24 protein-coding genes are annotated in these 24811 nt (G+C 69.3%); 8 read left to right on the forward strand and 16 right to left on the reverse strand.

Features of this window, described 5'->3' with window-relative positions; all coding sequences use genetic code 11:
- Window positions 1–3: 3 nt before the first annotated feature.
- On the reverse strand, window positions 4–270 hold the full coding sequence (fliQ, locus tag ACZ5XO_RS12395; RefSeq protein ID WP_199183609.1) for a flagellar biosynthesis protein FliQ: 267 nt from the start codon (window positions 268–270) through the stop codon (window positions 4–6).
- Window positions 271–557: 287 nt separating this feature from the next.
- Between fliQ and folE the strand changes: the two genes are divergently transcribed.
- On the forward strand, window positions 558–1145 hold the full coding sequence (folE, locus tag ACZ5XO_RS12400; RefSeq protein WP_464162645.1) for a GTP cyclohydrolase I FolE: 588 nt from the start codon (window positions 558–560) through the stop codon (window positions 1143–1145).
- A gap of 10 nt (window positions 1146–1155) precedes the next feature.
- On the opposite strand, the gene ACZ5XO_RS12405 is transcribed toward folE, so the two are convergent.
- The gene (locus tag ACZ5XO_RS12405) at window positions 1156–1986 is read right to left on the reverse strand and encodes an alpha/beta fold hydrolase (RefSeq protein ID WP_464162646.1); all 831 of its coding nucleotides are present in this window, start codon (window positions 1984–1986) and stop codon (window positions 1156–1158) included.
- A 230-nt stretch (window positions 1987–2216) separates the two neighbouring features.
- Here ACZ5XO_RS12405 and ACZ5XO_RS12410 point away from each other — a divergent pair, with 230 nt between their 5' ends.
- Window positions 2217–3365, forward strand: coding sequence for an acyltransferase family protein (locus ACZ5XO_RS12410; protein WP_464162647.1), 1149 nt, complete (start codon window positions 2217–2219; stop codon window positions 3363–3365).
- A 172-nt stretch (window positions 3366–3537) separates the two neighbouring features.
- On the opposite strand, the gene ACZ5XO_RS12415 is transcribed toward ACZ5XO_RS12410, so the two are convergent.
- The 4 genes from ACZ5XO_RS12415 to flgB all read right to left on the reverse strand — a co-directional run bounded on the left by ACZ5XO_RS12415 (window position 3538) and on the right by flgB (window position 5306).
- Complete coding sequence (locus tag ACZ5XO_RS12415; protein WP_464162648.1) at window positions 3538–3915, reverse strand: VOC family protein; 378 nt, start codon at window positions 3913–3915, stop codon at window positions 3538–3540.
- A gap of 216 nt (window positions 3916–4131) precedes the next feature.
- Window positions 4132–4443 carry a flagellar hook-basal body complex protein FliE gene (gene fliE, locus ACZ5XO_RS12420; RefSeq protein ID WP_464162649.1) on the reverse strand — a complete coding sequence of 104 codons (312 nt, stop codon included), beginning with the start codon at window positions 4441–4443 and terminating at the stop codon, window positions 4132–4134.
- Between the two features lie 10 nt (window positions 4444–4453).
- Window positions 4454–4888, reverse strand: coding sequence for a flagellar basal body rod protein FlgC (gene flgC / locus ACZ5XO_RS12425; protein ID WP_296178689.1), 435 nt, complete (start codon window positions 4886–4888; stop codon window positions 4454–4456).
- A gap of 13 nt (window positions 4889–4901) precedes the next feature.
- Complete coding sequence (gene flgB, locus ACZ5XO_RS12430) at window positions 4902–5306, reverse strand: flagellar basal body rod protein FlgB (protein ID WP_464162650.1); 405 nt, start codon at window positions 5304–5306, stop codon at window positions 4902–4904.
- 144 nt (window positions 5307–5450) lie between these two features.
- Between flgB and ACZ5XO_RS12435 the strand changes: the two genes are divergently transcribed.
- From ACZ5XO_RS12435 to ACZ5XO_RS12445, 3 genes are all read left to right on the forward strand, one after another.
- Window positions 5451–5726, forward strand: coding sequence for a flagellar biosynthetic protein FliO (locus ACZ5XO_RS12435; RefSeq protein ID WP_464162651.1), 276 nt, complete (start codon window positions 5451–5453; stop codon window positions 5724–5726).
- A 191-nt stretch (window positions 5727–5917) separates the two neighbouring features.
- Window positions 5918–6709 (forward strand): flagellar type III secretion system pore protein FliP, encoded by a 792-nt coding sequence (fliP, locus tag ACZ5XO_RS12440; RefSeq protein WP_464164918.1) that lies wholly within the window; start codon window positions 5918–5920, stop codon window positions 6707–6709.
- A gap of 113 nt (window positions 6710–6822) precedes the next feature.
- A complete protein-coding gene (locus ACZ5XO_RS12445; RefSeq protein WP_105564062.1) occupies window positions 6823–7101 on the forward strand; it encodes an HU family DNA-binding protein in 279 nt (92 codons plus the stop codon).
- 248 nt (window positions 7102–7349) lie between these two features.
- Here ACZ5XO_RS12445 and ACZ5XO_RS12450 read toward each other — a convergent pair whose 3' ends face one another.
- The gene (locus tag ACZ5XO_RS12450; RefSeq protein WP_464162652.1) at window positions 7350–10187 is read right to left on the reverse strand and encodes a tetratricopeptide repeat protein; all 2838 of its coding nucleotides are present in this window, start codon (window positions 10185–10187) and stop codon (window positions 7350–7352) included.
- Between the two features lie 171 nt (window positions 10188–10358).
- Here ACZ5XO_RS12450 and ACZ5XO_RS12455 point away from each other — a divergent pair, with 171 nt between their 5' ends.
- The gene (locus ACZ5XO_RS12455) at window positions 10359–10811 is read left to right on the forward strand and encodes a DUF983 domain-containing protein (protein WP_464162653.1); all 453 of its coding nucleotides are present in this window, start codon (window positions 10359–10361) and stop codon (window positions 10809–10811) included.
- Window positions 10812–11012: 201 nt separating this feature from the next.
- Here ACZ5XO_RS12455 and ACZ5XO_RS12460 read toward each other — a convergent pair whose 3' ends face one another.
- The 6 genes from ACZ5XO_RS12460 to trhO all read right to left on the reverse strand — a co-directional run bounded on the left by ACZ5XO_RS12460 (window position 11013) and on the right by trhO (window position 17609).
- Window positions 11013–13400 carry a TonB-dependent receptor gene (locus tag ACZ5XO_RS12460; RefSeq protein WP_464162654.1) on the reverse strand — a complete coding sequence of 796 codons (2388 nt, stop codon included), beginning with the start codon at window positions 13398–13400 and terminating at the stop codon, window positions 11013–11015.
- A gap of 141 nt (window positions 13401–13541) precedes the next feature.
- A complete protein-coding gene (locus tag ACZ5XO_RS12465; protein WP_464162655.1) occupies window positions 13542–13868 on the reverse strand; it encodes a hypothetical protein in 327 nt (108 codons plus the stop codon).
- A complete protein-coding gene (locus ACZ5XO_RS12470) occupies window positions 13813–14289 on the reverse strand; it encodes a hypothetical protein (RefSeq protein WP_464162656.1) in 477 nt (158 codons plus the stop codon). The genes ACZ5XO_RS12465 and ACZ5XO_RS12470 overlap by 56 nt, the downstream gene beginning before the upstream one ends.
- Before the next feature lie 98 nt (window positions 14290–14387).
- Window positions 14388–14861 carry a helix-turn-helix domain-containing protein gene (locus tag ACZ5XO_RS12475; RefSeq protein WP_464162657.1) on the reverse strand — a complete coding sequence of 158 codons (474 nt, stop codon included), beginning with the start codon at window positions 14859–14861 and terminating at the stop codon, window positions 14388–14390.
- A gap of 87 nt (window positions 14862–14948) precedes the next feature.
- Window positions 14949–16580, reverse strand: a complete 1632-nt coding sequence (locus tag ACZ5XO_RS12480; RefSeq protein ID WP_464162658.1) for an acyl-CoA dehydrogenase family protein — start codon at window positions 16578–16580, stop codon at window positions 14949–14951.
- An 87-nt stretch (window positions 16581–16667) separates the two neighbouring features.
- Window positions 16668–17609 (reverse strand): oxygen-dependent tRNA uridine(34) hydroxylase TrhO, encoded by a 942-nt coding sequence (gene trhO / locus ACZ5XO_RS12485; RefSeq protein WP_464162659.1) that lies wholly within the window; start codon window positions 17607–17609, stop codon window positions 16668–16670.
- A 130-nt stretch (window positions 17610–17739) separates the two neighbouring features.
- On the opposite strand from trhO, the gene ACZ5XO_RS12490 reads away from it, so the two are divergent.
- Window positions 17740–18822, forward strand: a complete 1083-nt coding sequence (locus ACZ5XO_RS12490; RefSeq protein ID WP_464162660.1) for a protein-glutamate methylesterase/protein-glutamine glutaminase — start codon at window positions 17740–17742, stop codon at window positions 18820–18822.
- On the forward strand, window positions 18819–19628 hold the full coding sequence (locus ACZ5XO_RS12495; RefSeq protein ID WP_464162661.1) for a CheR family methyltransferase: 810 nt from the start codon (window positions 18819–18821) through the stop codon (window positions 19626–19628). Before ACZ5XO_RS12490 ends, ACZ5XO_RS12495 begins: the two co-directional genes overlap by 4 nt.
- Before the next feature lie 237 nt (window positions 19629–19865).
- Here the strand turns inward: ACZ5XO_RS12495 and ACZ5XO_RS12500 are convergent, their stop codons facing one another.
- From ACZ5XO_RS12500 to ACZ5XO_RS12510, 3 genes are read right to left on the reverse strand one after another with little or no spacing between them, the layout of a single operon-like run.
- Window positions 19866–21467: a methyl-accepting chemotaxis protein gene (locus tag ACZ5XO_RS12500; protein ID WP_464162662.1), complete on the reverse strand. Its 1602-nt coding sequence runs from the start codon at window positions 21465–21467 to the stop codon at window positions 19866–19868.
- A 22-nt stretch (window positions 21468–21489) separates the two neighbouring features.
- The gene (locus ACZ5XO_RS12505) at window positions 21490–21954 is read right to left on the reverse strand and encodes a chemotaxis protein CheW (RefSeq protein ID WP_464162663.1); all 465 of its coding nucleotides are present in this window, start codon (window positions 21952–21954) and stop codon (window positions 21490–21492) included.
- Window positions 21951–24728, reverse strand: a complete 2778-nt coding sequence (locus ACZ5XO_RS12510; RefSeq protein ID WP_464162664.1) for a hybrid sensor histidine kinase/response regulator — start codon at window positions 24726–24728, stop codon at window positions 21951–21953. The genes ACZ5XO_RS12505 and ACZ5XO_RS12510 overlap by 4 nt, the downstream gene beginning before the upstream one ends.
- Window positions 24729–24811: the final 83 nt, after the last annotated feature.

Consider the following 24811-nt stretch of genomic DNA (forward strand, 5'->3'; position numbering starts at 1 on the left):
GACCTACATGCCGGCGATGCGGGCGGCGATCTCGCGCATGAAGCCGCCCAGAAGCGCCCCCATCAGCGGCAGGAACAGCAGCAGCGAGACGAAGATGGCGATGATCTTGGGCGCATAGATCAGGGTCTGCTCCTGGATCTGCGTCAGGGCCTGAAACAGGCCGATGACCACGCCGACCACCAGTCCGACGACGAGCACGGGGGCGCACAGCTGGATCGTCAGCCAGATGGCGTCACGGCCAATATCCAGAACTTCCGCGCCGCTCATCACCACTCCCGGGAACTGGGCAGAAAATGCCGACAGGATGGTTAACAGGCCGTTTAGAAACGCACGATCTCCCTTCTCCCCTTGAGGGAGAAGGTGGCAGGCGAAGCCTGACGGATGAGGGGTGTGAGCGCCTCGTATCCGATGAAGCCCGCCGCGCTCGCGCCACAGCTTCCAAGGCGTCCCGCCGACACCCCTCATCCGGCCCTGACGGGCCACCTTCTCCCTCAGGGGGAGAAGGAAGATGCGGTGACGGCTGGATTGATCGGCCGGTCCGGCTATATGGACAAGCCATGACCGACCACGCGCACAAACCCTCCGTCTCGCAGGCCGAAGCCGAAGCCGCCGTCCGCACCCTGATCCAGTGGGCGGGCGACAATCCCGACCGCGAGGGCCTGCTGGAAACGCCCAAGCGCGTGGCCAAGTCCTATCGCGAGCTGTTCCAGGGCTATGAGGTCGAGCCGCGCGAATACCTGGAGAAGACCTTCGAGGAAGTCGGCGGCTACGACGAGCTGGTGGTCCTGAAGGACATCCGCTTCGTCAGCTTCTGCGAGCACCACATGCTGCCGGTGGTGGGCAAGGCCCACGTCGGCTACCTGCCGACCGATCGCGTCGTCGGCATCTCCAAGCTGGCCCGGGTGGTGCGCGGTTTCGCCCGCCGCCTGCAGATCCAGGAAAAGATGACGTCCGAGATCGCCAACGCCATCCAGGACGTCCTGCGTCCCCACGGCGTCGGCGTGGTCATCGAGGCCGAGCACAGCTGCATGACCATGCGCGGCGTCGACGTCCCCGGCGCCAGCCTGTCGACCAGCTGCCTGCTGGGCACCGTCCGCGAAGACCCCCGGACGCGCGAGGAATTCCTGCGCCTCGTCCGGGGCTGATCCCCGCGCCCTAGCTTCTGATGAAGGCCAGCAGGTCGGCGTTGATGACGTCGGCGTGGGTGGTGCACATGCCGTGCGGCAGGCCGGGATGGATCTTCAGCGTCCCGTTCTTCAGCAGGGGCGCCGACAAGCGGGCCGAGTCGTCGATCGGCACGATCTGATCGTCGTCGCCGTGCAGGACCAGGGTCGGCACGGTGATGGCCTTCAGGTCCTCGGTGAAGTCGGTTTCGGAAAAGGCCTTGATGCAGTCGTAGTGGGCCTTGGCCCCGCCCTGCATGCCCTGCCGCCACCAGTTGTCGATGACGCCTTGCGACACCTGCGCGCCGTCCCGGTTGAAGCCGTAGAAGGGCCCCGACGGCACGTCGCGATAGAACTGCGCCCGATTGGCCGCCAGGGCGGCGCGGAAGCCGTCGAACACCTCCAGCGGCAGGCCGCCGGGATTGGCCTCGGTCTTCAGCATCAGCGGCGGCACGGCGCCGATCAGCACCGCCCTGGCCACGCGTCCGTCCGGCTCGCCGTGGCGGGCGACGTAGCGCGCCACCTCGCCCCCGCCGGTCGAATGGCCGATGTGGACGGCGTCGCGCAGGTCCAGATGCCGGGCCAGCGCCGCCACGTCGGCGGCGTAGGTGTTCATCTCATTGCCCTCGGCCGTCTGGGTCGAGCGGCCATGTCCGCGCCGGTCATGGGCGATGACGCGATAGCCCTGCCCTAGAAAGAACAGCATCTGGGCGTCCCAGTCGTCCGCGCTCAGCGGCCAGCCGTGGTGGAAGACGAGCGGCTGCCCGCTTCCCCAGTCCTTGTAGAAGATCTCGGTCCCGTCGTCGGTCGTGATGAAAGGCATGGTTCAGCATCCTGTGGCCATGGGCCCGCGGGCCCGTCGGAAGGGAGCACGCACGCGCCTGCGCCACGGACGAAGACCGTGCGTCAGGTCGGGAACTGGAACTGAAGGGGCCGGGAAGGTCGCCCCGTGTCGCAGCCTAGCATGGCCGGAGCCGCGCCGCGCCCAAGCCGCTGATCACGAATCCGCGCGGCCCCCTTCTTGCGAGTCTCGCGGCCGAAGGAGGCCTCGTCATGGGCTGGAAGGTGTTTTCGTCTCATAATGAGCCGCCGCCGATCATGCGCGGCGGGTGGCTGGACGCCCTGCGATTCATCGTGGCGTCGCTGATCATCCTGCATCACTTCCAGGCCTCGGCTCCCGTTCACCTGGCCGACGCCGTGCATCCGGTGTTCGAGCGGGGCGGCTTCCTGCTGACCAACTTCTTCCTGATCGACAGCGGCTATGTGCTGATGCGCGTCTACAGCGCCTCGGTCGCGGGGGGGCGGATGTCGAAGACCGACTTCTTCCTGAAGCGCTCCCTGCGGGTCTATCCCGCGCACCTGATCATGGGCGGCTTGCTGGTGGCCATGGTGCTGCTGGGCACGGCCATCGGCCTGCCGCCCAGCCACCCCGAGTGGTTCGCCTGGGACCAGCTGCCGGCCCAACTGGCCCTGGTCCAGTCGTTCGGCGTGTATGGCGGGCTGGGCTGGAACGCCCCCAGCTGGTCGATCTCGGCCCTGCTGGGCTGCTACCTGGCCTTCCCCTGGGTTCTGCGCGGTCTGACGCGGGTCGGGCCGTGGCTGGCGCTGGGGCTGGTGGTGGTCGGCTATCTGGCGGCCAATGAACTGAGCTGGGCCCTGCTGGACTATCCCGTCTATCAGATGCCGCTGAACCTGGGCATCTGGCGCGCCCTGCCCCTGTTCGTGCTGGGCATGGGGCTGGCCTGGTTCGCGCAAGGGGTCTGGATCGAGCCGCGCGCCGCCGGCTGGGCCCTGTTGCTGGGCTCGGTCGGCCTCGCTGTGGTGCAGTACTTCGACAAGAACGCCCTGATCTCCCTGGCCTTCATCTCCATCATCATCCTGGCGGCCGGGGCCGTGCCGGTGACGAAGCCGTCGAAGCTGGTCGAGCAGGCGGCCGTGGTCTCCTTCGCCATGTTCATCTCCAACGAAGTGGTCCGCATCGGCTGGTTCGGCCTCGCCGAGGCCACGGCGAACCGGCTGAACCTGGGCGAGGCCTGGCGCTGGCTGCTGTGGGTCATGGGCGTCGGCGCGGCCTTCGTCTTCGCCTTCCTGTTCCACTACGGCGTCGACAACCCGATCCAGAAACGCATCCGCGCCTGGCTGAAGAAGCGCGGCCACGCCAAGGCGGAAATCAAGGAGCCTGTGGTCTCGCTGGAGGGCTGAAGTTGATCCTCCCTTGTCGCGAAGCGACGGGGGAGGGGGACCGCCGAAGGCGGTGGAGGGGGCGAGCGTCGCGCGCCGTCCCTTGGTCTTTCAGAGCCGGTACTGCATCCGCCCCCTCCACCATGCTGCGCATGGTCCCCCTCCCCCGCTGCGCAAGGGAGGATCGCCCATTTCACCCCGTCGAACCGACCAGATGCAGGATGTTGCCGTCGGGGTCCTTGAACCAGGCCAGACGCATCGAGCCGCAGACGTGGATGTCGCCCTGACGACCCATGTCGTCATAGTGCTCGAACGCCACCCCCTTGGCCTTCAGCCCCGCCACGATGTCGTCGAGTTCGACGCCGACGTCCCAGGTCACGGCGTTGGCCTGATTGGTCCCGGCGAAGTCGGATTTATAGACGGTCAGCCAGGTCGAGCCGGTGCGATAGCCCAGCACGCCCTCATTGGAGGTGTCGGCCAGATTCAGCTCCAGCACGTCGGAATAGAAGGCCTTGGCGCGATCCAGATCCTTCACCGCCACGATGGCCGAGGAGTTCTTGTTCTTGAGCATGGGGTCTCTCCGTGATGCGGAGAGAACCGCTGAGGGCGGGGGTTCGATCCCTTTCCTCACTGTCGCGAAGCGATGGGGAGGTGGATCGGGCGCGACAGCGACCGAAACGGAGGGGTCGGCTCCGCGCTGTCATGTTGAGCGGCTCAAGGTCAGGCGTCGCGTCGCCCCCTCCACCGCTACGCGGTCCCCCTCCCCACGAGTGGGGGAGGAAAGCCCTCAGATCGGCATCCGCATGATTTCCTGATAGGCGGAAATGACCTGGTCGCGGACGGCCATGACGGTTTCCAGCGAGGCTTCGGCCGAGGAGACGGCGGTGACGACGTCGATCAGGCTGCCCTGGCCCTGAACCATCTGGGCCATCTGGGTTTCGGCGCCGCGCGTCTGTTGCGCCGTCTGGGTCATGACGTTCTGCAGCAGTTCCGAAAAGCCCGGTCCCTGGGCCGCCGAGGCCGCGCCGGGCGGCGTCGCGGTCGGCATGGCCCCGCCCTGAACCGCCGCATAGGCCTTGGCCACCATCATGGGATTCATGGCCTAGCCCCTACTTCTTGATGATGTCGAGGGTGCGGGACTCCATGTTCCGCGCCGTCTCGATGACGTTCAGATTGGCCTCGTAGGCGCGCTGCGCCTCGCGCATGTCCATGGCCTCGACCAGGGTGTCGACATTGGGCCGCTGGACATAGCCCTCGGCGTTGGCCGCCGGATGCGAGGGGTCGTATTCCACGCGGAAGGGGCTCTGGTCCGGGCGGACCTCGGCCAGGACCACGCCGGTGGCGCCGTCGACCTTGCGCGCCTGGAAGACCGGGGTCTGGCGGCGATAGGGCTCGCCGCCCGCCACGAGGGCCGTCGACTGGGCGTTGGCGATGTTCTCGGCGATGATGCGCATGCGCGACTGCTGCGCCTTCAGGGCGCCGGCGGCGACGCCCATGGCGGTGTTGCGCGGGGTGACGGGACGGCCGTTGACGGGATCGGGCATGGTTCAGTCTCCCTCAGACGCCGGGCTTCTTGGCGGCCATGCGGATCATCTGCATGGACTTCTGGTAGAAGCCGATGGCCGCGTCATAGGCCATGCGGCTCTCGGCCATCTTGAGCATCTGCTCCTCGACCACGACCGAGTTGCCGTCCAGCGTGGTTTCCGAATCCGGCGCGTTCAGCGACTCGAACCGCGCGGTCTGCCCCGCGGGCGTGATGTGGCGGGCGTTGGTGGCGACCATCCGCAAGCCGCCGCCGGTGCGCATCGCCTCGGCGAAGTCGGTCGGCGCCTTCAGGTCGCGGGCCATGAAGCCGGGGGTGTCGGAGTTGGCGACGTTCTGGGCGATCACGCGCTGACGATCATCAAGCCATCCGAGACGGCCCTTGATCTGGTTCAGCAGCGGAATGTCGGTGACGGACACGAAGGACCCTCGAACGATGGACCGGCAGAATTTGCCGCCTGCATGGTTAATATTCCGTGTTTCTAAACGCGGCGTTAACCACGAGCCGCGAAACGTGCGGGCGAAGCGGCGCGTCTGTGAGCGCCGTCGGGGCCTCGAAACCGCATGAATTTCCTCGATCTGTTCCGGGCGGTGTTCGGCCTGGCGATCACCCTGGGCCTGATCGGCCTGACCGCCTGGGCGGCGCGTCGCTATGCGCCCCAGGTGCTGGCCAGGTTCCAGGCCGAACGCGGCGCGCGGCGGCTGCAGGTGATCGAGACCCTGGTGCTGGACCCTGCAAGGCGTCTGGTCCTGGTGCGGGTGGATGCCGAGGAGCGGCTGATCCTGCTGGGCGAAGGGCGCGAACTGATCGAACCGCGCGGTCAGGGAGAAGTGAAATGAGCCGGCTCAGCCTTTCCTCCCTGTTCGCATCGCGAATGGTGAGGTGGCGCGGGCGCGCAGCGACCGTGACGGAGGGGGCGACGTCGCCTTGCTCCCGTTCGCACTCTGACGCCCGCCGTCGCGCCGCCCCCTCCACCGCTTCGCGGTCCCCCTCCCCACGTCGTGGGGAGGAAAGTCGAGCGGTTTTCGCCCTGCCCAGCCGCGCCGAGCTGAAGCGCGCCGCCCTGCTGTCGCTGATCACCACGGCCCTGTGTCTGGTCTGGCCGCTGGGCGCGCTGGCGCAGGAGGTGGCGCAGGGCGGTTCCGCCATCAACATCGACCTGGGCACCGGCGCGGGCCTGACCCAGAGGGTGGTGCAACTGGTCGGGCTGATGACCGTCCTGTCGCTGGCCCCCTCCATCGTCATCATGACCACCAGCTTCGTGCGCATCATCGTGGTGCTGTCCTTGCTGCGCACCGCGCTCGGCATGCAGCAGTCGCCGCCCAACGCCGTCCTGGTGTCCCTGGCCCTGTTCCTGAGCGCCATCGTCATGGCCCCGACCTGGCAGGACGCCTATGATTCGGGCATCCGTCCGCTGATGGATCAGCAGATGGAGCTGCCCCAGGCCTTCGATGCGGCGTCCGAACCGGTGAAAACCTTCATGCTGGCCCAGGTGGATCGCGGCGACCTGGCCCTGTTCACCCGACTGTCGAAAGTCACCCCTCCGACAGACGTGCAGGAACTGCCCCTGCGGGTGGTCACTCCGGCCTTCATGATCAGCGAGTTGAAGAAGGCATTCACGATCGGATTTCTCCTTTTCGTTCCGTTCCTTGTCATCGATCTGGTGGTCGCCAGCGTGCTCATGTCCATGGGCATGATGATGCTGCCGCCGGTGGTCATTTCCCTGCCGTTCAAGCTGATCTTCTTCGTCCTGGTGGACGGCTGGCGACTGGTCGCGGGCAGCCTGGTCGAGAGCTTCCAGAGAGGCGTCGGCGGGGGATAAGTCCCGCCCTCAGGGGCTTTGAGCGTCATGCGGGCTTGCCAAGCTGAGGCAAACGCGTGTTGATCCTCCGGTCTTCGCCCGGGAATCGGGCGACCACCACTGGGAAAACCCTTATGACCACTCAAGCCGAACTGATCGCCGCCGTCGCCAAGGACGCAGGTGTTTCGCAGGCCGACGCCGGCCGCGTCCTCGACGCGATCGTCAAGAACATCCACAAGAGCCTGGTTTCGGGTTCGGACGTCCGCATCTCGAACCTGGGCGTCTTCGACACCGCCGAGCGCGCCGAGCGCGAAGGCCGCAACCCGGCCACGGGCGCGACCATCAAGATCGCCGCTTCGAAGGCTGTGCGCTTCCGCGTGTCGAAGCCGCTGAAGGACGCCGTCAACGGCTAAGCCTTTCCGGCTCGCCCTTCCCTCCGCGCGAGGGAAGGGCATCGGCCCGTCTCCCTGTGGGAGAGGGCTTGAGCCTCCAGGAGCGAAGCGATTGGATCAGGCGAAAGGGTGAGGGTTCTCGGCATAAGTCGGCGCAAGCCGCCGCGCGGCGCTCCTTCGGAAACCTTAGCCCCTCACCCTTTCGCTTTGCGGATCGCCTTCGGCTCTCCGAAGCTCAAGCCCTCTCCCGCCGGGAGAGGGTTTTTCATTTAGGCCCCGGTCCGGGTCCTGAACTCGGCCTTGGTCGCCGCGATCCAGCCGGCATAGGTGTCGGCCCCGGCGCTGAGCGTGGCGAAGTCCTGCGGACGACCCGAACCGTCGGCTCCGTCCAGACCGGCCAGGGCGATGCGAATGCCGCCCGGCGAGCGGGCCTTGTCGGCGAAGCCCGAATAGTTGGCCGACAGACGGTTGAGCGCCCCGGCGTCGCGGGCCAGTGAATAGCCCACCCCGGCGCGGATCAGGCGATTCTCCTCGTCCGCGGTCAGCGGGATCAGGGCGTCGCGATAGCGATTGCCCAGTTGCTGTTCGTAGAGGGCGGCCGCCGCCCCCCACTGCTGCTGCTTCCAGAAGATTTCGGCCCGCACGTCGCGAGCGGCGGGCGAGGCGTCCCGGGCCAGGACCTCCAGCGCGTGGTCGTAGCGCCCCAGCTCCATCAGGGCGCGCGCTTCCAGCGCCCGGCGTTCGCTGTTCATGGCCGTGGGCAGCAGGGTCGTGCGCGACGACCACAGGGCCTGCAAGGCCTCCTCCGGCTGACGGTTCATCAGATAGACCATGGCCAGATTGGTCGAGACCTGGGCCTTGGCCACACCGTCCAGACGATTGTCGGCCTGATACTTCAGCAGCTCGGCCGCCTGATCCAGCAGGTCGACGTCGATCAGGCGGCGGGCCAGACGGCGCACCATCTCGTCGCCGTCGGCGCCGACCGGGGTCAGTTCGCGGAAGTCGAAGAAGAGGGCCAGGGCCTGAACCGGCTGCAGGCCGTCGGCGGCGCCGTCGAGGAAGAGGGCGCGGAAGGCGTTGTCGAGGTCGGTCTGCAGCTTGTCGCCGCCGGGCAGGACCACGATCTTGCGCCCCGCCGCCTTCAGCGTGGTCAGGGACTCGCGATAGCGGCCCTGCGACAGATAGAGCTCGCCCAGGCTGCGGATCACGGCCAGCTCCGTGCCGTCGCCGCGCCAGCGCCACTTCAGCGCCTCCAGCTGGGCGGCGGCCGCGTCGGGCTTGAGCGTCCCCCTGGCCATCTCCAGTCGGACCACGCCGAGGCGGGCGGGCGTCGAAATCCCGTCCAGCGGGGCGCGGGCCACGGCCTTGTAGAGGGCGAGGGCCTGGGCCGGCTTCTGTTCCAGCTCGAACAGCCGGGCCTGCACCAGACGGGCGGTCAGCTGGTCCGCCGCCGAAATCCCCGGCTGGCTGAAGACATAGGCCAGCAGCTCGCGCGCGGCGTCCAGATCGCCGGTCTCGACGGCGGCCAGAGCGTGGGCCGTGCCGAAGCGGGCGCGCCATTCGGGGGTGAAGTTGTCGACCACCCCGGCCCCGGCGGCGAAGGCCTGACGCGCCGTGGTCCAGTCGCTGCGCTGGGCGGCGATATAGCCCTGCCAGACGCGGGTCGAGGAATCGCCCGCCAGGGCGCCGGACGAGAAGTCGGCCTCGGCCTCGGCGTAGCGGCCGATGGAGGCGCGCGCGGCGCCGCGCAGACCGCGCACCTCGGCGACGCCCTGCATGGCCGGGGTCTGCTTGACCAGGGCGTTCAGCACGCCGATCGCCTCATAGCCCAGCCCCTGCCCCACCAGGAAACGGGCGTAGGCCAGACGGGATTCAATAGGGGCGCGCGGGTCCTCGGCGGCGCGTCCGCTTTCCAGCTCGGCGGCGGTTTGAAGAAGGCGATGACGCTCGCTGAAGCTGTCGTCGCCCAGATCGGCCCAGTCGGAGATGATCAGGGCGGGACGGACGGCGGCGCGCGGGGCGCGGGCCTCGGCGGCGACGGCTTCCAGCCCCACGGTCGGGGGCGACAAACGCAGGCCTTTCGGCCGCGACAGGGTGACGATATCGCCCTCGGCCTTGACCGTCAGATCGTCGGTCGGGGTCTCGACCGCCAGGCCGTGGGCGGTCGGCAGCAGGGCCAGGTCGACCGTGCGCCGCCCGGTCCTCAGCCCCTTGCCGGGGGCCAGGGCGGTGACGGCGGCGAAGCGGTCGCCGACCATGGGATCGGTCAGCCAGACGGTCTTGGTCGCCCCGGCCATGCGCGCGATCAGGGCCGTCTGGACGCTGTCGTCGCGGCCGATGTCGATGCCGCCGGCGGCGGCGGTCGGCCCGCCCAGGGTGATGGTCCAGGCGGCGCCGTCGGCACGGGCGGACACCCCCTGCCCCTCGGCCACGGGAATGCGGATGGCGGTGAAGTCCGGCCCGGCGGCCCAGCGCGCCTTGCTGGCCAGTCCCGCCCCGGCGGCGGCGGGCATGTTCATGCGAGCGGCGGCGTCGAACACCACCCAGACCGCATCGCCCCGGCGGAAGACGGCGGCCCCGACCGGCGCGGCCCAGGCGAAGGTCAGGCGGGTCGTCTCGTCCGCAAGCTCGGCGGTGACCGGAACAGCGCCGCCGGCGGGCACGACCGAGGGCTTGCTTCCCTCCGGCGCAGCGCCCGGGGCGTAGAGGTTGAGCCAGACCGCGCCGTCGGCGGCGCCGGAGCGGACGCCCGCCCCCTCGGCCAGGGTCAGAACCAGTTCGGTCGCGCCCTGGACCGCGCGGGTCTCGACCTTCTCGACCCCCTTGGGCGGATCAACGCGCAGGCGGCTGATGTCGGGAGCGGCGGTCGTGCCGATGCGGATGATGACGGCGCGGCCGTCCTGACGCACCCTGGCGCGCGAGCCCACGGCCCCGGCGAATTCGATCTTGGTGAAGCCGGTGTTGGCGCCGACGCGGATCTCGACCGGGCCGCCGCCGAGATTGGCCCCCTCGGCGTGCGGGGCCAGGGGCGCGAGCACGACGACGCCCGCCGCGGCGGCCGCCACGGTCGTCTTCAGAACACGCTTGCTGGCGGTGGCCCCGGACATACGCGCGCATGCTCGCGCGAAAGGGCTTTAATCACAGTTAACGCCGGTTAAAGAGGCGACGGAAAAACCTTACCGCCCGGGTAGGACAAATCACCCGCTTGCGACGCGCGCGCGAAAGGCCGACATCGGCGGTATCGACGTTATCGTCACCCCGTTCTGTCAGGTGTAGCCGTGTCCGACCCCGTCTATCCGCCCCTCAGCCCGCTGAAGACCGGCGTGAGCTGCCGCTGCCCGCGCTGCGGCGAGGGCCCGCTGTTCCAGGGGTATCTGACCATCCGCAAGGAATGCACGAACTGCGGCCTGGACTACGGCTTCGCCGACCCGGCCGACGGCCCGGCCTTCTTCGTCATGTCGGCGGTGGGCGTGGTCGGCATGATCGGCTTCATGATCTTCGAGTTCAACGTCCACCCGCCGGTCTGGGTGCATTTCGTCGTCACCCTGCCGATCCTGGCCCTGATGTGCCTGGGCGTTCTGCGCCCCTTCAAGGGCTGGATGGTGGCCGAGCAGTATTTCCACAAGGCCGAGGAAGCGACCTTCGTCAGCGTCGGCAAGCATGGCGAAGGCTACGGCTGGCGCGGCCAGGCCGAGCGGGCGGCGCGGGATGAAGCCCGCGACAAGGGGTAGTCGCAGACCGTCTTCTGTCCCTTCTCCCTGTGGGAGAAGGTGGCCCGCAGGGTCGGATGAGGGTCGTCGGCTTCCGTCGGCGCAAGCCGCAGCGCGACGACGGCTTGCGCCGACTGAAACCTTGGCCCCTCACCCTTTCGCCTATCCAATCGCTGCGCTCTTGGAGGCTCAAGCCCTCTCCCGCCGGGAGAGGGTGAGGCTTTAGCGCACTATCCTTAGCGTCACGCCCACGGTGCGCGGGGCGCCGAGGAAGGCGCCGAGGGTGCCCGACTGGAAGGGCGCGCCGAAGGCCACCTGGCGGTAGTCCTGATCGAACAGGTTGCGGCCCCAAAGCTCGACGCTCCAGGCCCCATCCCCAGCATCGTTCTTGGCCAGGGCCACGCGACCGTCCACCAGCCAGAAGCCGGGCTGGCTCTTGGCCGGGTCCAGGTCCGAGCCGGTGTTGTATTCCGACGAATACTTGGCGGCGAGGGTGACGCGGCCCGTCAGGCCGGCGCCGAGCGGCCGCTCATAAGTCCCGGCCAGCGAACCGCTCCACAGGGGGGCGAAGTTCAGGCGGCGGCCCGCCAGCAAGGGCAGGCCGGCGATCGGGTCATGACCATATTCGGTCTGGGCGTAGGTCACGCCGCCCTGCAGCGACAGGCCCTCGACCGGCAGGAACATGAAGTCCGCCTCGACGCCCTTGGCCCGGACCTGCGGGATCGAGCGCACCAGGAAGGTGGTGCCGAGGAAGGTATTGAGCTGGAAGTCGTCATAGGTCTGACGGAAGGCGGCGGCGCCGACCAGCAGGCGGCGCTCCAGCATCACGCTCTTGATCCCGGCTTCCCAGGCGTCGGCGGTTTCGGCGCCGAAGGCGCGCGAGGCGTCGGGCGCCAGATTGGTCTGGCCCCGGTCCAGGTTGAAGCCGCCGTTCTTGCGACCGCGCGACCAGCCGGCGTAGAGGCGCGCCCCCTCGGTCGCCTGATATTCGGCGCGCGCCAGACCGGTCCAGGCCTGATCCTTGACCGTCTCGGACGTCTTCAACCCGTTGAAGGCCGGGTTGGACCAGGGCAGGCACAGGGTGCCGTTGACCACGCCGTTAGCCAGGGCGGCGGCGCAGGCGCGACCGCCGTCCGTGTTTTCATAGGCCGCGTCCATGTCCTTGGTCTCATGGGTGCGGCGCAGGCCTCCGGTCAGGGTCAGACGGTCAGTCACAGCGTAGGAGGCCTGGGCGAACAGGGCCGCGCTCTGCGTCGTCTGCCAGTAGCGATCCAGTTGCCCCTCGCCCTCGACGAAGCTCTGGCCGACAGCCAGTCCGGTCAGGGTCGAGACATAGGCCGGGTCGCCCAGCGGAGCGCCGCTGTTGCGCGACAGCAGACGGCTGACGTAGCCCTCGTAGTCGGCGCCGTAGAGTAGGCTGTCGCGACGCGTCAGCTTCTCGTCGGACAGGAAGAGCCCCGCCGACCAGTCCAGACGATCGCGCCGGCCCGACAGGCGCACCTCCTGCGTCAGGGTGCGGAAGCGGTTGGACCAGCTGCCGTCGTCGGGGCGATAGGCCAGGTCGGCGGAGGTGAAGTCCCAGTCCTGACTGATGACGCCGCGCCAGTCGCGCACCGCCGTGGTGCTGTCCAGCCGCGCCCAGCCCAGGTCGGCGCTCAGATGCAGGGCCAGGCCCTTGTCGCGGATGCGGGTGTTGGTGTCGCGGTTCGACCAGGCTGTCCGCGCCCAGGGGTTGGGCGTGGCCGCCACCCCGCCGTCGGGGGCGAAGGTGGCCAGCAGGGGCGCCGTCCCGCCCGTCGCCAGTTGCACGCCGACGCAGCAGCGCTCGTCTCGCTCGGTCCAGTCGGCGGTCAGGCGGGCGGTCAGGTCGGGCGTCGCGCGCCACAGCAGCTGACCGCGCACGGTGTCGTAGTGCTCGTTCTGATCATCGGTTTCGGTGCGGGGGCCGTCGCCGGTCTTCACGTCATAGAGGCCGTCGCGGCGGCGTGCGGCCACATAGAGCCGCCCGGCCAGAACCTCGTCCACGATCGGGCCGGTCAGGGAGACGGAGCCGCCTGCGGTCCCATAGTCGCCGAAGGTGGCCTCGCCCGCCATCCGGGGCGTGAACGACGGGGCGGCGGTGACGACATTGATCACGCCGGCCGAAGTGTTCTTGCCGAACAGGGTCGCCTGCGGCCCCTTCAAGACCTCGATGCGCTCGACCTCGCCGAGATCGCCCAGGGCCACGCCGTTGCGCGGGCGATAGACGCCGTCGATCATGACTCCGACCGAGCTTTCCAGCCCCGGATTGTCGCCCACCGTGCCGACGCCGCGAATACGGGCCGTGGTGAAGGTCTGGTTCGAGGTCGAGGCCACCACCAGGCCGGGCGTCAGGATCTGCAGGTCCTTGATGTCGCGCACGCCGACGTCGTTCAGAAGGGGCTGGGCCGCCACCGTCAGCGACAGGGGCGTGGACGCCAGGGTCGCCTCGCGCCGCTGGGCCGTCACCACGATCTCGGACACCTGGGTCGGCCCCTCGGTCGCCGCATCCTCCGCAAAGACAGGCGCGGCGAAAACAAGCAGGGGCAAGGCGACGGACGCGAGATACGCGGCGCGGACAGGGGAGTTCATGAAAGGGGAAACCGCTTTGCGGAGCGACGGCGCACGGCCTTTGTCGCGGACAGAAACCGCGCTCTAGCAGTCGGTTTCAGCCGTTGAAAGCCTTACCTCGGGTCAGCAATCGGTGACTTTTCGTCAGCAGACGATGACTTTTCAGGCCCGACCGGCGAGAGGACCCGAAGCCTGAGGGGCGAAACTGACCTCGACGCGACTGCCGTGGCGGCCGATGTCGTTGCGCACCGCCCCGCCGACCCGGCACAGTCCTCCGAGGTCGTCGCCGGCCCCCGTTTCATGGACCGCGATCAGATCCAGAAGACGCTCGGCCTCCGCCAGCGAACTCGGCCTCTGATCCAGAAGCCAGGATTCCACCGCGTCGAGGTCGACCGACAGCCCGGCGAGACGGACCGCCCCCTCGACCTTGCGTCTATTCCATTGAAGCAGCAGCGCGCGCGCCGCCTCCATGGTCCATTCTTGCGCCATCACGCCCCTCCCGGGCGAAACGTCGGTCGGCCATAACCTCCCAGACGCCGAAGAACACCGTAATGCTGACAAGGGTCCAAACGCCCCACAGCAAGGTCACCAGAGCCCAGGCCAGGCGCTCCTGCGCGAGGAAGGGTGCGAAATGCCCGAGCAAGCCGATCAGTTGGAAGCCCGCCGCCAGCACCAGCCACCAGCGCCCCCCGCGCTCAGCCAGCGCCCACAGGAACAGGAAACAGAGCAGGTCCATCGACAGCAGCCCCGCCCGCATCCCGTTCCACGTGACTTCGGTCAGCGCGAACGACCCGATCTGGGTCAAGGTCATGACCAGCACCGCCAGGCGATCGTCCAGCCGCCCCTTCCACAACAGAAGGGAAAAGCCGACGGCGTTGGCTGCGATGAGGGTAATCTGAAGAGGATGCATCCTCAGGCTCCAGCGCGCTGCGCACGACAGGGACAGCCGACCTCGGCCGTGAAATTATCTAAATCTGACGCCCACGCCCACCTCCGATGACGACCACGTCACCGCAGGCGATGGATCAGCTCTAGAACGGGATTGGCGAGACTGGCGCCGACCGCGGCGATCAACAGCCAGGCGAGCGCCCAGCCCAGGATCAGCCACAGCAGGGAGCCCCCCAGCTTCCTGGGCCGGCGCCAGCCGTCCAATGCGGCGTAGCGTTCGTAGAGCGAACGCCGCATCGTCCCGTTCTCGAGCGCTGTCGAAAGCGCTGCGGAGACAGGCGCAGATGGCTCGGCGTCGGGTGTCGGGGATATGGGGATTGATCCCCCTGAGTAGAGATCACTCAGGCGACGCGCGGCCTGCAAACGGTCGGAAACGCCCAGCTTTTCGTAGGCGCGATGCAGGTGGTTCTGAACGGTGCGCGGCGACAGGTTCAGCTGTTGCGCGATCTCCTTGTCGCCCAGCCGACGGCCCGCCAGCAGGAGGATCTCCTGCTCTCGCGGCGTCAGTCGGGGAATCTCGGCATCCTGTGTCACGCTTCGCCGTTAACGATGGAAACCATGCTTCGTCCAGTGGGCAGGGCGCGCAACCTGACGTTTTATTGACTCCGTGGTCATCAAGCTTCACCCGCCCGGCGAGGTCGGCATGGCCCGATCCAGCACCCATCCTTGATCGACGGCCGCGTCAAAGGCCCCATACTGGGCGCCGCGCGACTGCAGGCGCAAACGGCAGAAGGCCTCGGCCGCCGGACTTTCCGCCTCCAGCAAGACCGCCGCCTGCAGCGCCAGGGCCAGACGTTCGACAGTCCAGCGCGCGCCTGCCTCCGACGCGCCCGCCAGATCCAGACCGGCGAGCCAGGCGTCATAGACCGCATCATGCCCGCCTTGCGCCTCAAGGAAGGCGCGCAGGGCGGCGACCGCCTCGGGCTCTCGACCGAAGGCGCGCTGGACGTCCAGGGCGATGACATTGCCCGAGCCCTCCCAGATGGCGTTCAGCGGCGACTGGCGGAACAGGCGCGGCATGGGGCCGGTCTCGACGTAGCCTGCGCCGCCCAGGCTCTCCATCGCCTCATAGACCATCCCCGGCGCGCGCTTGCAGACCCAGTATTTGGCGATCGGCGTGGCCAGGCGGGCCAGGGGATCGTCCTGATCGAAGGCCTGGGCCAGACGCATGGACAGGGCCGTGGCCGCCTCGCTCTCGACCGCCAGATCGGTCAGGACGGCCGCCATCATGGGCTGGTCAATCAGGCGTTTCTGGAAGGCGGTGCGGTGGGCGGCGTGCCAGACGGCTTGCGCCAGAGCGCCGCGCATCTGCTGCGCCGAGCCGATCACGCAGTCCAGCCGCGTGTGCTGGACCATGCGGATGATGGTGGCGACGCCCCGCCCCTCCTCGCCGATCCTCTGGGCCAGGGCGCCATGGTACTCGACCTCGGACGAGGCGTTGGAGCGGTCGCCCATCTTGTCCTTCAGCCGCATGACGCGGAAGCCGGCGTTGCGCGTCCCGTCCGGCAACCAGCGCGGCAGCAGGAAACAGGTCAGGCCGCCCGGCGCCTGGGCCAGGGTCAGGAAGGCGTCGGACATGGGGGCCGAACAGAACCACTTGTGCCCGGTCAGGCGATACCAGCCCTCCTCGCCCGTCGGCTCGGCGCGGGTGGCGTTGGCGCGCACGTCAGACCCGCCCTGTTTCTCGGTCATGGCCATGCCCAGGGTCACGCCGGCCTTGTCCGGCGCAGGCCGGACGGCGGGATCGTAACGCCCGCCTCTGATCTTCTCGATCCACGACGCGCCGACGCCCGGCTCGACCGCCAGCGCCGGAACCGAGGCGTAGGTCATGGTCATGGGACAGCTGGTCCCCGAGTCCGCCTGGCCCGTCAGGAACAGGACGGCGGCGTGCAGGACATGGCCGTTCGCCGTCCCGTCCCAGGCGGCGGAGGCCAGCCCCGCCTCCAGCCCCAGCGCCATCAGCTGATGATAGGCCGGATGAAAGGTCACCTCGTCGATGCGCCGGCCATAGCGGTCGTGGGTGTCCAGCACCGGCGGGACGCGGTTGGCCTGAACGCCCCAGTCGATGACCTCGGCCGAACCGCAGCGCGCGCCCAGGGCCGACAGTCGCGCCTCGTGCTGCTCGCCTCCCGCACGGCGCACGGCGTCGGCCAGGGCCCGGTCGCCGGTGAACAGGTTGACGTCCTCCAGCGCCGGCGGCTGGTTGGTCACCTCATGGGTGTCCAGATCGGCGACGGGACGGAAGGACGACATGGGCGGGCTCCGTTCAGGCTGGGAGCGAGCATGGCACGCACGTCGCCCTGCCGCGAGCCTCCCCTCTCCCGATGGGAGAGGGCAGGTCTATTTCTGCGCCGCGCCCACATGCCCGACGCCACGCCGCGCCGCGATCTCCATCTGCTTCTGCCGCTCGGCGTAGCCCTCGCGCTGCTCGTCGGTGCGCGTGTCGTGGCAGCGGTCGCAGCAGACGCCCTCGACATAGAGGGGCGACAGGCGCGCCTCGGGGCTGACCGGCATGCGGCAGCCGCGGCACAGGCTGTGGTCGCCCTCCTTCAGGCCGTGACCCACCGCGACCCGCTCGTCGAAGACGAAGCAGTCGCCGCGCCACAGGCTCTCGGGCTCGGGGATGGTCTCGAGGTATTTCAGGATGCCGCCTTCCAGGTGGAAGACCTGCTCGACGCCCTCGGCCTTGAGGAAGGCCGTCGCCTTTTCGCAGCGGATGCCGCCGGTGCAGTACATGGCCACCTTGGGCGGATTGGGCCGGTCCAGCAGGGCGCGGCCCTCGGTCCGGAACCAGTCGGGAAACTCGCGGAAGGTGCGGGTGTTGGGCTGGATGGCGCCCTCAAACGTCCCGACCTCGACCTCGTAGTCGTTGCGGGTGTCGATGACGATGGTGTCGGGATCGGCGATCAGGGCGTTCCAGTCCCGGGGCGAGACATAGGCGCCGACGCCCTCGACCGGGTCGATGTCGGTCACGCCCATGGTGACGATCTCGGCCTTCAGCCGCACCTTCAGGCGGTGAAACGGCATGACCCCGGCGGTCGAGTATTTCAGCTCCAGCCGGTCGAAGCCGGGCATGGCGCGCACCCCGTCCACCACGCGGGCGACGGCGGCTTCGGGTCCAGCGATGGTGCCGTTGAGGCCTTCGTGCGCCACCAGAAGGGTGCCGCGCACTTCGCTACCGCACAGGTCCAGCAGGCGCGCCTGCACGGCTTCGCGATCCGCAATCGGCGCGAAACGATAGAGGGCGGCGACGCAGACGGGCGTTGCAGTTTCAGTCGTCACGAAAGGCGTCCCGGCGGGCGGCGGAGAAAAGGGAGCGGCCTCTATAGGCCCTGCGGCCCCGCGCGTCACGGCGACGGCTTGTTTACAACTCTGGGTTACATCCAGCGTTCAACCCAGAGGACCGATCGCCTTGCTGGACACCGCCCCCACTCCGGTTCGAGACCCTCGCATTCGCGTCATGGTGGTGGACGACAGCGCCATCGTGCGCGGCCTGATCGTGCAGACCCTGGAACGCGATCCGGCGCTCAGCGTCGTGGCCCGCGCCGCCCATGGCGAGGCGGCTCTGATCGAGCTGGCGCGCACCCCGGTCGACGTGGTGGTGCTGGACATCGAGATGCCGGTCATGGACGGGCTGACCGCCCTGCCCCTGATCCTGCAACGTCAACCGGACGTGAAGGTGGTCATGGCCTCGACCCTGACGCGGCGCAACGCCCGCATCAGCCTGCAGGCGCTGCAGGCCGGGGCCGCCGACTATGTGCCCAAGCCCGAGACGGGAGGGCTGGTCGGGGCTGACGAGTTCGCGCGGGAACTGGTCGCCAAGGTGAAGGCCCTGGGCCAGAGCCGGGGTCGGCCGGGTTCGACCGCCAGCGCCCCGACCCTCGCGGCTCCTGTCGTCCGCCCCGCCCCCCTGTCGCCGCCGGTCCGACCCCGGGTCGTGGCCATCGGCGGCTCGACCGGGGCGCCGCCCGCCCTGATGAGCCTGTTCGCCGACCTGAAGGGCGAGCTGGAGCAGGCGGTGCTGCTGACCCAGCACATGCCGCCGACCTTCACCGCCATGCTGGCCGAGCAGTTGGAGCGCGCGGGCGGACGTCCGGCGGCCGAGGCCCTCGACGGCGAGCCCGTTCTGCCCGGCCGGATCTATGTGGCGCCGGGCGGCTGGCACATGGCGGTGGGTCAAAGCGGACGTGTGCCGGTGATCCGTCTCAATCAGGAAGCGCCCGAGCACTTCTGCCGGCCCTCGGTCGATCCCATGCTGCGCTCGGCGGCGGCGGTCTATGGCCCCGGCCTGCTGGCGCTGATCTTGACAGGCATGGGCTCGGACGGGGCCGAGGGCTGTCGCGCCGTGGCCGAAGCCGGTGGGCGCTTCGTCGTGCAGGACGAGGCGACCAGCGTGGTCTGGGGCATGCCCGGCGCCGCCGCGAAGACGGGACTGGCCGAGGCCGTCCTGCCGCTCGACCAGATCGGCCCCTGGCTGCGGAGGGCCTGCGCATGACCGTCGCCTATGAGGGTTTCCGCAAGCTGGTGCTGGATCGCTCCGGCCTCGTGCTGACGGCGGACAAGGACTATCTGCTGAAGAGCCGGCTGGAGCCGCTGGCGCGCAAGGACGGCTTCGACGGGCTGGACCAGATGCTGGCCCGCGTCGGGGCCGAGCCATCCGGAGCCCTGGCCCAGCGCTGCATCGACGCCATGGCGACGCATGAGTCCTTCTTCTTCCGGGACACGACGCCCTTCGACCAGTTGCGCGACGTCATCCTGCCCGACCTTCTGGTGGCGCGGGCGCAGAGCCGTTCCTTGCGCATCTGGAGCGCCGCCTGTTCCAGCGGACAGGAGCCCTACTCCCTCGCCATGCTGTTGATGGAGGAACAGCACCGGATGCCGGGCTGGTGCCTCGACATCCTGGCCACGGACATGTCCCAGCCGATACTGAAGCGCGCCCGCAGCGGCCTTTACAGCGACTTCGAGGTCAGGCGCGGTCTGACCGAAACGCGGCTGGCCCGCTGGTTCACGCGTCAGGGGGATCAGTGGCTGCTGTCGCCGCAGGTGCGGTCGATGGTGCGGTTCGCGCCGCATAACCTGCTGGCCGGGACGGCGGGTCTGGGCCGGTTCGACCTGATCTTCTGCCGCAACGTGCTGATCTACTTCGACCGCGAGCACAAGCGCGCGGCGCTGAGCCAGATCGGTCAGGCGCTGGAGCCCCATGGGGCGCTGGTTCTGGGCAGCGCCGAGACGGTGGTGGGGCTGGAGAGCGGATTCGCGCCGGCTGTGGGGCTGAGGGGCGTGTTCAGACCGGGCGGCTGACCTTGATCCTCCCCCGCCTGCGGGGGAGGGGGACCACGCGCCAGCGTGGTGGAGGGGGCGGCCTCACGCACAGGCTCCAACAAGAAGGCGCGGCATTCGTTGCTCGCCCCCTCCACCGCTACGCGGTCCCCCTCCCCCGTCGCTGCGCGACAAGGGAGGATTGGGTGAATGACTCGGGGGGCGAAGGCGTGTCGCGCGCCCTCGCCCCCTCTCCGTCCCGTCGCGGCCTGCTGGGGGTCAGGCGGCGGCGAGACGATCCATTTCCGCCGTCAGGGCCTCGGCCTGGCGGGCCAGTTCGCCGGAGGCGTTGAGCAGTTCCGAGGAGGCGTCGCTGGTCTGGACCGCCGCGGCGTTGACCCCGGCGATGCTGGTCGAGACCTGACGCGTCCCCTCGGCCACCTGGGTCACGTTGGCGGCGATTTCGCGGGTGGCGGCCGATTGCTCCTCGACCGCCCCGGCGATGGCCGAGGCGATATCGGCCACGTTGCGGATGGTGTCGGTGATGCTGCCGATGGCCCCGACCGAGGTCTGGGTCGCCGCCTGCATGGCCGAGACCTGGGACGAGATTTCATGCGTCGCCCGCGCCGTCTGGTCGGACAGGCTCTTCACCTCGGACGCCACGACAGCAAAGCCCTTGCCCGCTTCGCCCGCCCGCGCCGCCTCGATGGTGGCGTTGAGCGCCAGCAGCTTGGTCTGGCCGGCGATGTCGTTGATCAGGGTGACGACGTTGCCGATCTTCTGAGCGGCGTCGGCCAGTGTGCGGATGGCCTCGCTGGTGCGGTCGGCCTCGGTCACGGCGTGCTGGGAGATGCTGCTGGACTCGGCCACCTGACGCGCGATCTCGGCGATGGAGGCGGTCAGTTCCTCGCCCGCTGACGAGACGGTCTGGACGTTGACCGAGGTGACCTCGGCCGCCGCCGTCACCGATCCGGCCTGACGCGTGGTTTCCTCGGCCGTGCCCGCCATGCCCTCGGCCGTGGCCCGCATCTGCGAGGCCGCCGAGGCGACGATGCCCGAGATCTCCGTCACCCGCGCCGCCACCTGCTTCTGGGCGCTGATGTCGGTGGCGAACTTGACCACCTTGAGCGGCGTGCCGCGCGCGTCGAGGATGGGATTGTAGCTGGCCTGCAGCCAGACTTCTCGCCCGTCCTTGCCGACCCGGCGATACTGACCGGCGTCGTATTCCCCGCGCCCCAGCTTCTCCCAGAAGGCGCGATAGGCGCCGGACTGGACTTCGGCGGGATCGACGAACATGGAGTGATGGCGGCCGACGATCTCCTCCAGCCGATAGCCCGTGGTGCTCAGGAAGTTGCCGTTGGCGCTCTGGATCACGCCGTCCAGGCTGAACTCGATCACCGCCTGGGCCTTGCTGAGCGCCTCCAGCATGCCGGCGTGCTTGCGCAGTTCGGTGACGTCGTTCCACTCCAGCACATTGCCGACGTAGTCGCCGCCGGCATCCAGAACCGACATGACCCTGAGGGCGAACCTCAGGTCGCCGACGCTGATCTCGGCGATGTGCGGGCGGGCCAGGGGCTGGGCCAGCATGGCGCGCTGATGGCTGGGGTCCTTGTGGAAGACGTCGATGGAGGTGCCGACCATCCGGTCCAGCGCCACCCCGGGGAAGGCGCGGGCGAAGGCGGCCTCGTTGGCCTTGAGCAGGGCGCGCGTGGCGTCGTTCAGGTCGATGATGGTCAGGTCGCGGTCGACCATCATCAGGGCGGCGGAGGTGGACCGCACCACTGCGCGGGCGAAGGCGTCGGGATCGTCCTCAGGTCCGGCCACGATCAGGTCGTCCAGGCGTTCAGCGGCGTGGGCAGCGGCGTTGGCGGTGCGCGACATGGCAGGCTCCTTGGTGCTCCGCTCAGGCCGCGACGGCCGGGGCGGACAGGGTGAAGGTCTGTTCGATGTTGAGGATCAGCAGGGAGGCGTCGTCGTGGCGGTAAAGGCCGTCGCACAGGGCCCGCCATTCGGGCGCCAGGGTGACGGGCAGAGGCTCCCTGGCCGCGCGATCCAGCCACAGGACGTCGCCGACATCCTCGACCTGCAGGGCGTAGAGCTCGCCCCCGCGTTCGACGATGACGCTCATGTGCGGCTGGCCGATCTCGCGCGGCGGCAGGCCCAGACGGCGGCGCATGTCGACGGCGGTGATGATGCGGCCGCGCAGGTTCAGCGACCCGGCCACCTCGAACGGGGCCAGAGGCACGCGATCGATGCGCACGGGGGCGATCACGTCCTGAACCCGCAGAAGCGGGACGCCGATCATCTGATCGCCGACGCGGACGGCGACGAATCCTTCGAGCGAAGGGTCTGTTGAAGCAGGGCTCATGCGGCCTCCTGATCATTGGAAAGGACTTCGGCCACCTCGCTCAGCAGGGCCTCCTGCGGCGGACCGCTGAGGAAGGCGGCGCCCAGACCCAGCAGGGGCGTGGCGTGCCAGGCCGAGGCCCGGCCAAAGGCGGTCGCCATCCGCCGCGCCGCCGATCCGGCGGGGCTGGTGTCGGCCAGGATCAGGTCGAAGGCTGCGCCCGCGTCGTGCAGGGCCAGAGCCGCCTCGGGGTCGGACGCCACCTCGACCTCATAGCCGGCCTGGGCCAGCAGGGGGCCGAGCAGCATCCGCACGAAGGGGCTGTCGTCCACGACCAGCAGGCGTTTGGCGGCGCGGACCGAGGTCTCGGCGCGTGGCTCGCTCAATCCGTCGCAGCGCCGCCAGTAGTAGTCCACGTCGATCAGTTCGGTCGCCCGGCCCGCCACCACCAGACTGCCGCTGACCCCGGTCGAGGCCCCCGTAAGCTCGGCGTTGGCCGCCGCCTCGACGATGTCGACGATCTCCTCGGCCATCAGGCCCAGGCTGCGCGCCCCGCGCGAGAAGACCAGCAGGGGCCGCTTGGCCTCAGGCGCGCGCGACAGGGCCGCCCCGTCGGCGCCCAGCACCGGCATCAGCTGGCCGCGATACTGGACCAGCGAGCGCCCGTCGGCCCATTCCAGCATCGAGGGCTCCAGCTCCTCGATGCGCGCCACGCCCGCCAGGGGCGCGGCCTTCAGCCCGTCGTCGGCGGCGCGGAAGACCAGCAGGGCCTCGGCGTCCGCCTCGCCGGTCGCGGCCTCGATCGGGACCTCGTCGCCGCCGTTCAGCAGGGCGCCGGCGCCCGCCTCGACCGCCATGCCCTTGAAGTCCAGGATCATGATGACCGCCCCGTCGCCGAGGATGGTCGCGCCGGAATAGAGCTTCAGGTGACGCAGGATCGAGGCTGTCGGCTTGACCACGATCTCCTCGGTGTCGAACACCCGGTCGACGATAACGCCGAAGTCGAAGGCCCCGACGCGCGCCACGACGATGCAGGCCTCGCCGCGCGGCCCCTCGGGCGCCTCCAGCCCCAGCAGGGCCTGCAGGGACACCAGCGGCAGCAACCGGTCGCGCAGGCGCAACACCTCGGCGCCGTTGATCTGTTCGATGCGGCGACCCGCCGTCCCGTTGGCGCTGACCAGTTCGATGATGCTGGCCTGGGGCATGGCGAAGCGCTCGCCGCAGCATTCGACCACCAGTCCGGCGATGATGCTGAGCGTCAGGGGGATGCGGATGGTGAAGCGCGTCCCCTGCCCCTCGACCGAGGTCAGTTCGACCGCCCCGCCTATGGCCTCGATATTGGTGCGCACCACGTCCATGCCGACGCCGCGTCCCGACACCGCCGTCACCGAAGCGGCGGTCGAGAAACCGGGCAGGAAGATCAGCTGGCGCGCCTCGGCGTCGCTCATGGCCGTCGCCTGGGCCGGGGTGATCAACCCCGCCTCGACCGCCTTGTCGCGCAGACGGGCGGCGGGCAGGCCGCGCCCGTCGTCGGCCATCTCGATCAGGATCGCCCCGCCCTCGTGGCGCGCCGACAGGGCGATGCGGCCCATCTCCGGCTTGCTCGCCGCCCGGCGCTGGTCCGGCGTCTCCAGGCCGTGATCAGCGGCGTTGCGGATCATGTGGGTCAAGGGATCGCGGATCAGCTCCATGACCTGACGATCCAGCTCGGTCTCCTCGCCGGTCATGACCAGATCGATGCGCTTGCCCAGGTCCGAGGCCAGGTCGCGCACCAGACGCGGCAGCTTGGCCCAGGCCCCGCCGATCGGCTGCATCCGGGTGGTCATCACCCCTTCCTGCAGTTCGCTGGTCACCTGATTCAGGCGGTGCAACGGCCCGGCGAAGGGAGTCTCGGGCTGGTCGCGCAGGGTCTGGATCAACTGGTTGCGGATCAGCACCAGCTCGCTGACCATGGTCATCAGGCCTTCCAGCGTGTCGACGCCGACGCGGATGGTCTGCGGCCCCTTGGCGGGCTCGGCGGCGGCGCGGTCCGCGCGCGACGGCTCAGCCTCGCCCCCGGCGGACGGAGCGGCCAACAGGACATCGACCGCCTCGACCTCGGCTTCCAGGTCCAGCAGACACTGGCGCACGGCGTCGATGAAGGCCGCTTCCCGCCCCGCCAGCGCCGCGCCGAAGGTCTCGACCAGGGCCCGCTGAAAGGCGCCGGGCGCCGCCGTGGCGCGGGCCACGCCGCACAGGGCCTCGCGCCATTCAGCCTGCACCCGGTCGAGGTCGATCCCGGCGAACAGGGAGCCGATGTCGGGAGCCGTGACCAACAGGGCCAGCGCCCCTTCGCAGGCGGCGTCCAGCGTGGCCTCGCCGCCGACCCGTTCCAGCAGGGAGCGCGACGCGGCGGGCGCGACCGTCGCCGATGCGCCTTCGCCCGCGTGAATGCGGTCCAGCCGGGCGATCAGGGCGCGGTCGTCGCCTTCCGGCTCCACGCCGGCTTCGGCCAGACCCTCGATGATGTTGCGGACCACATCGACCGCGTCGAGGATGACGGTGACGGAAGGCCCGTCCACCGCCAGCGTTCCGTCGCGATAGAGGCCCAGCACGTTCTCGGCGGCGTGGGTCACGCTCTGCAGCCGCATCAGGCCGAGAAAGCCGGAGCCGCCCTTCAGGCTGTGGATCAGACGAAAGATGTCCCCCAGCAGGTCCGGATCGTCCGGCGTCTGCTCGAAGCGGACCAGCTTGGCGTCCACGGCCTCGATGCCCTCTCGGGCCTCGGACACGAACTCGATGATGACGTCGTCCACGGCTCATCCCCCGGCTAGGGCGTCCCTGCGGGGCAACCTGCGCCGCCCCACGAACACAACCATGAGTCGCATCGGTTAAGTCA

The sequence above is a fragment of the Brevundimonas sp. T2-11 genome, from assembly GCF_055397675.1.

Excerpts from the sequence above, each read along its gene's own strand:
- folE (WP_464162645.1), top strand. The coding sequence starts at position 558 with ATGACCGACCACGCGCACAAACCCTCCGTCTCGCAGGCCGAAGCCGAA.
- ACZ5XO_RS12405 (WP_464162646.1), bottom strand. The coding sequence starts at position 1,986 with ATGCCTTTCATCACGACCGACGACGGGACCGAGATCTTCTACAAGGAC.
- ACZ5XO_RS12410 (WP_464162647.1), top strand. The coding sequence starts at position 2,217 with ATGGGCTGGAAGGTGTTTTCGTCTCATAATGAGCCGCCGCCGATCATG.
- ACZ5XO_RS12415 (WP_464162648.1), bottom strand. The coding sequence starts at position 3,915 with ATGCTCAAGAACAAGAACTCCTCGGCCATCGTGGCGGTGAAGGATCTG.
- fliE (WP_464162649.1), bottom strand. The coding sequence starts at position 4,443 with ATGAATCCCATGATGGTGGCCAAGGCCTATGCGGCGGTTCAGGGCGGG.
- flgC (WP_296178689.1), bottom strand. The coding sequence starts at position 4,888 with ATGCCCGATCCCGTCAACGGCCGTCCCGTCACCCCGCGCAACACCGCC.
- ACZ5XO_RS12435 (WP_464162651.1), top strand. The coding sequence starts at position 5,451 with ATGAATTTCCTCGATCTGTTCCGGGCGGTGTTCGGCCTGGCGATCACC.
- ACZ5XO_RS12445 (WP_105564062.1), top strand. The coding sequence starts at position 6,823 with ATGACCACTCAAGCCGAACTGATCGCCGCCGTCGCCAAGGACGCAGGT.
- ACZ5XO_RS12450 (WP_464162652.1), bottom strand. The coding sequence starts at position 10,187 with ATGTCCGGGGCCACCGCCAGCAAGCGTGTTCTGAAGACGACCGTGGCG.
- ACZ5XO_RS12460 (WP_464162654.1), bottom strand. The coding sequence starts at position 13,400 with ATGAACTCCCCTGTCCGCGCCGCGTATCTCGCGTCCGTCGCCTTGCCC.
- ACZ5XO_RS12465 (WP_464162655.1), bottom strand. The coding sequence starts at position 13,868 with ATGGCGCAAGAATGGACCATGGAGGCGGCGCGCGCGCTGCTGCTTCAA.
- ACZ5XO_RS12470 (WP_464162656.1), bottom strand. The coding sequence starts at position 14,289 with ATGCATCCTCTTCAGATTACCCTCATCGCAGCCAACGCCGTCGGCTTT.
- ACZ5XO_RS12480 (WP_464162658.1), bottom strand. The coding sequence starts at position 16,580 with ATGTCGTCCTTCCGTCCCGTCGCCGATCTGGACACCCATGAGGTGACC.
- ACZ5XO_RS12495 (WP_464162661.1), top strand. The coding sequence starts at position 18,819 with ATGACCGTCGCCTATGAGGGTTTCCGCAAGCTGGTGCTGGATCGCTCC.
- ACZ5XO_RS12500 (WP_464162662.1), bottom strand. The coding sequence starts at position 21,467 with ATGTCGCGCACCGCCAACGCCGCTGCCCACGCCGCTGAACGCCTGGAC.
- ACZ5XO_RS12505 (WP_464162663.1), bottom strand. The coding sequence starts at position 21,954 with ATGAGCCCTGCTTCAACAGACCCTTCGCTCGAAGGATTCGTCGCCGTC.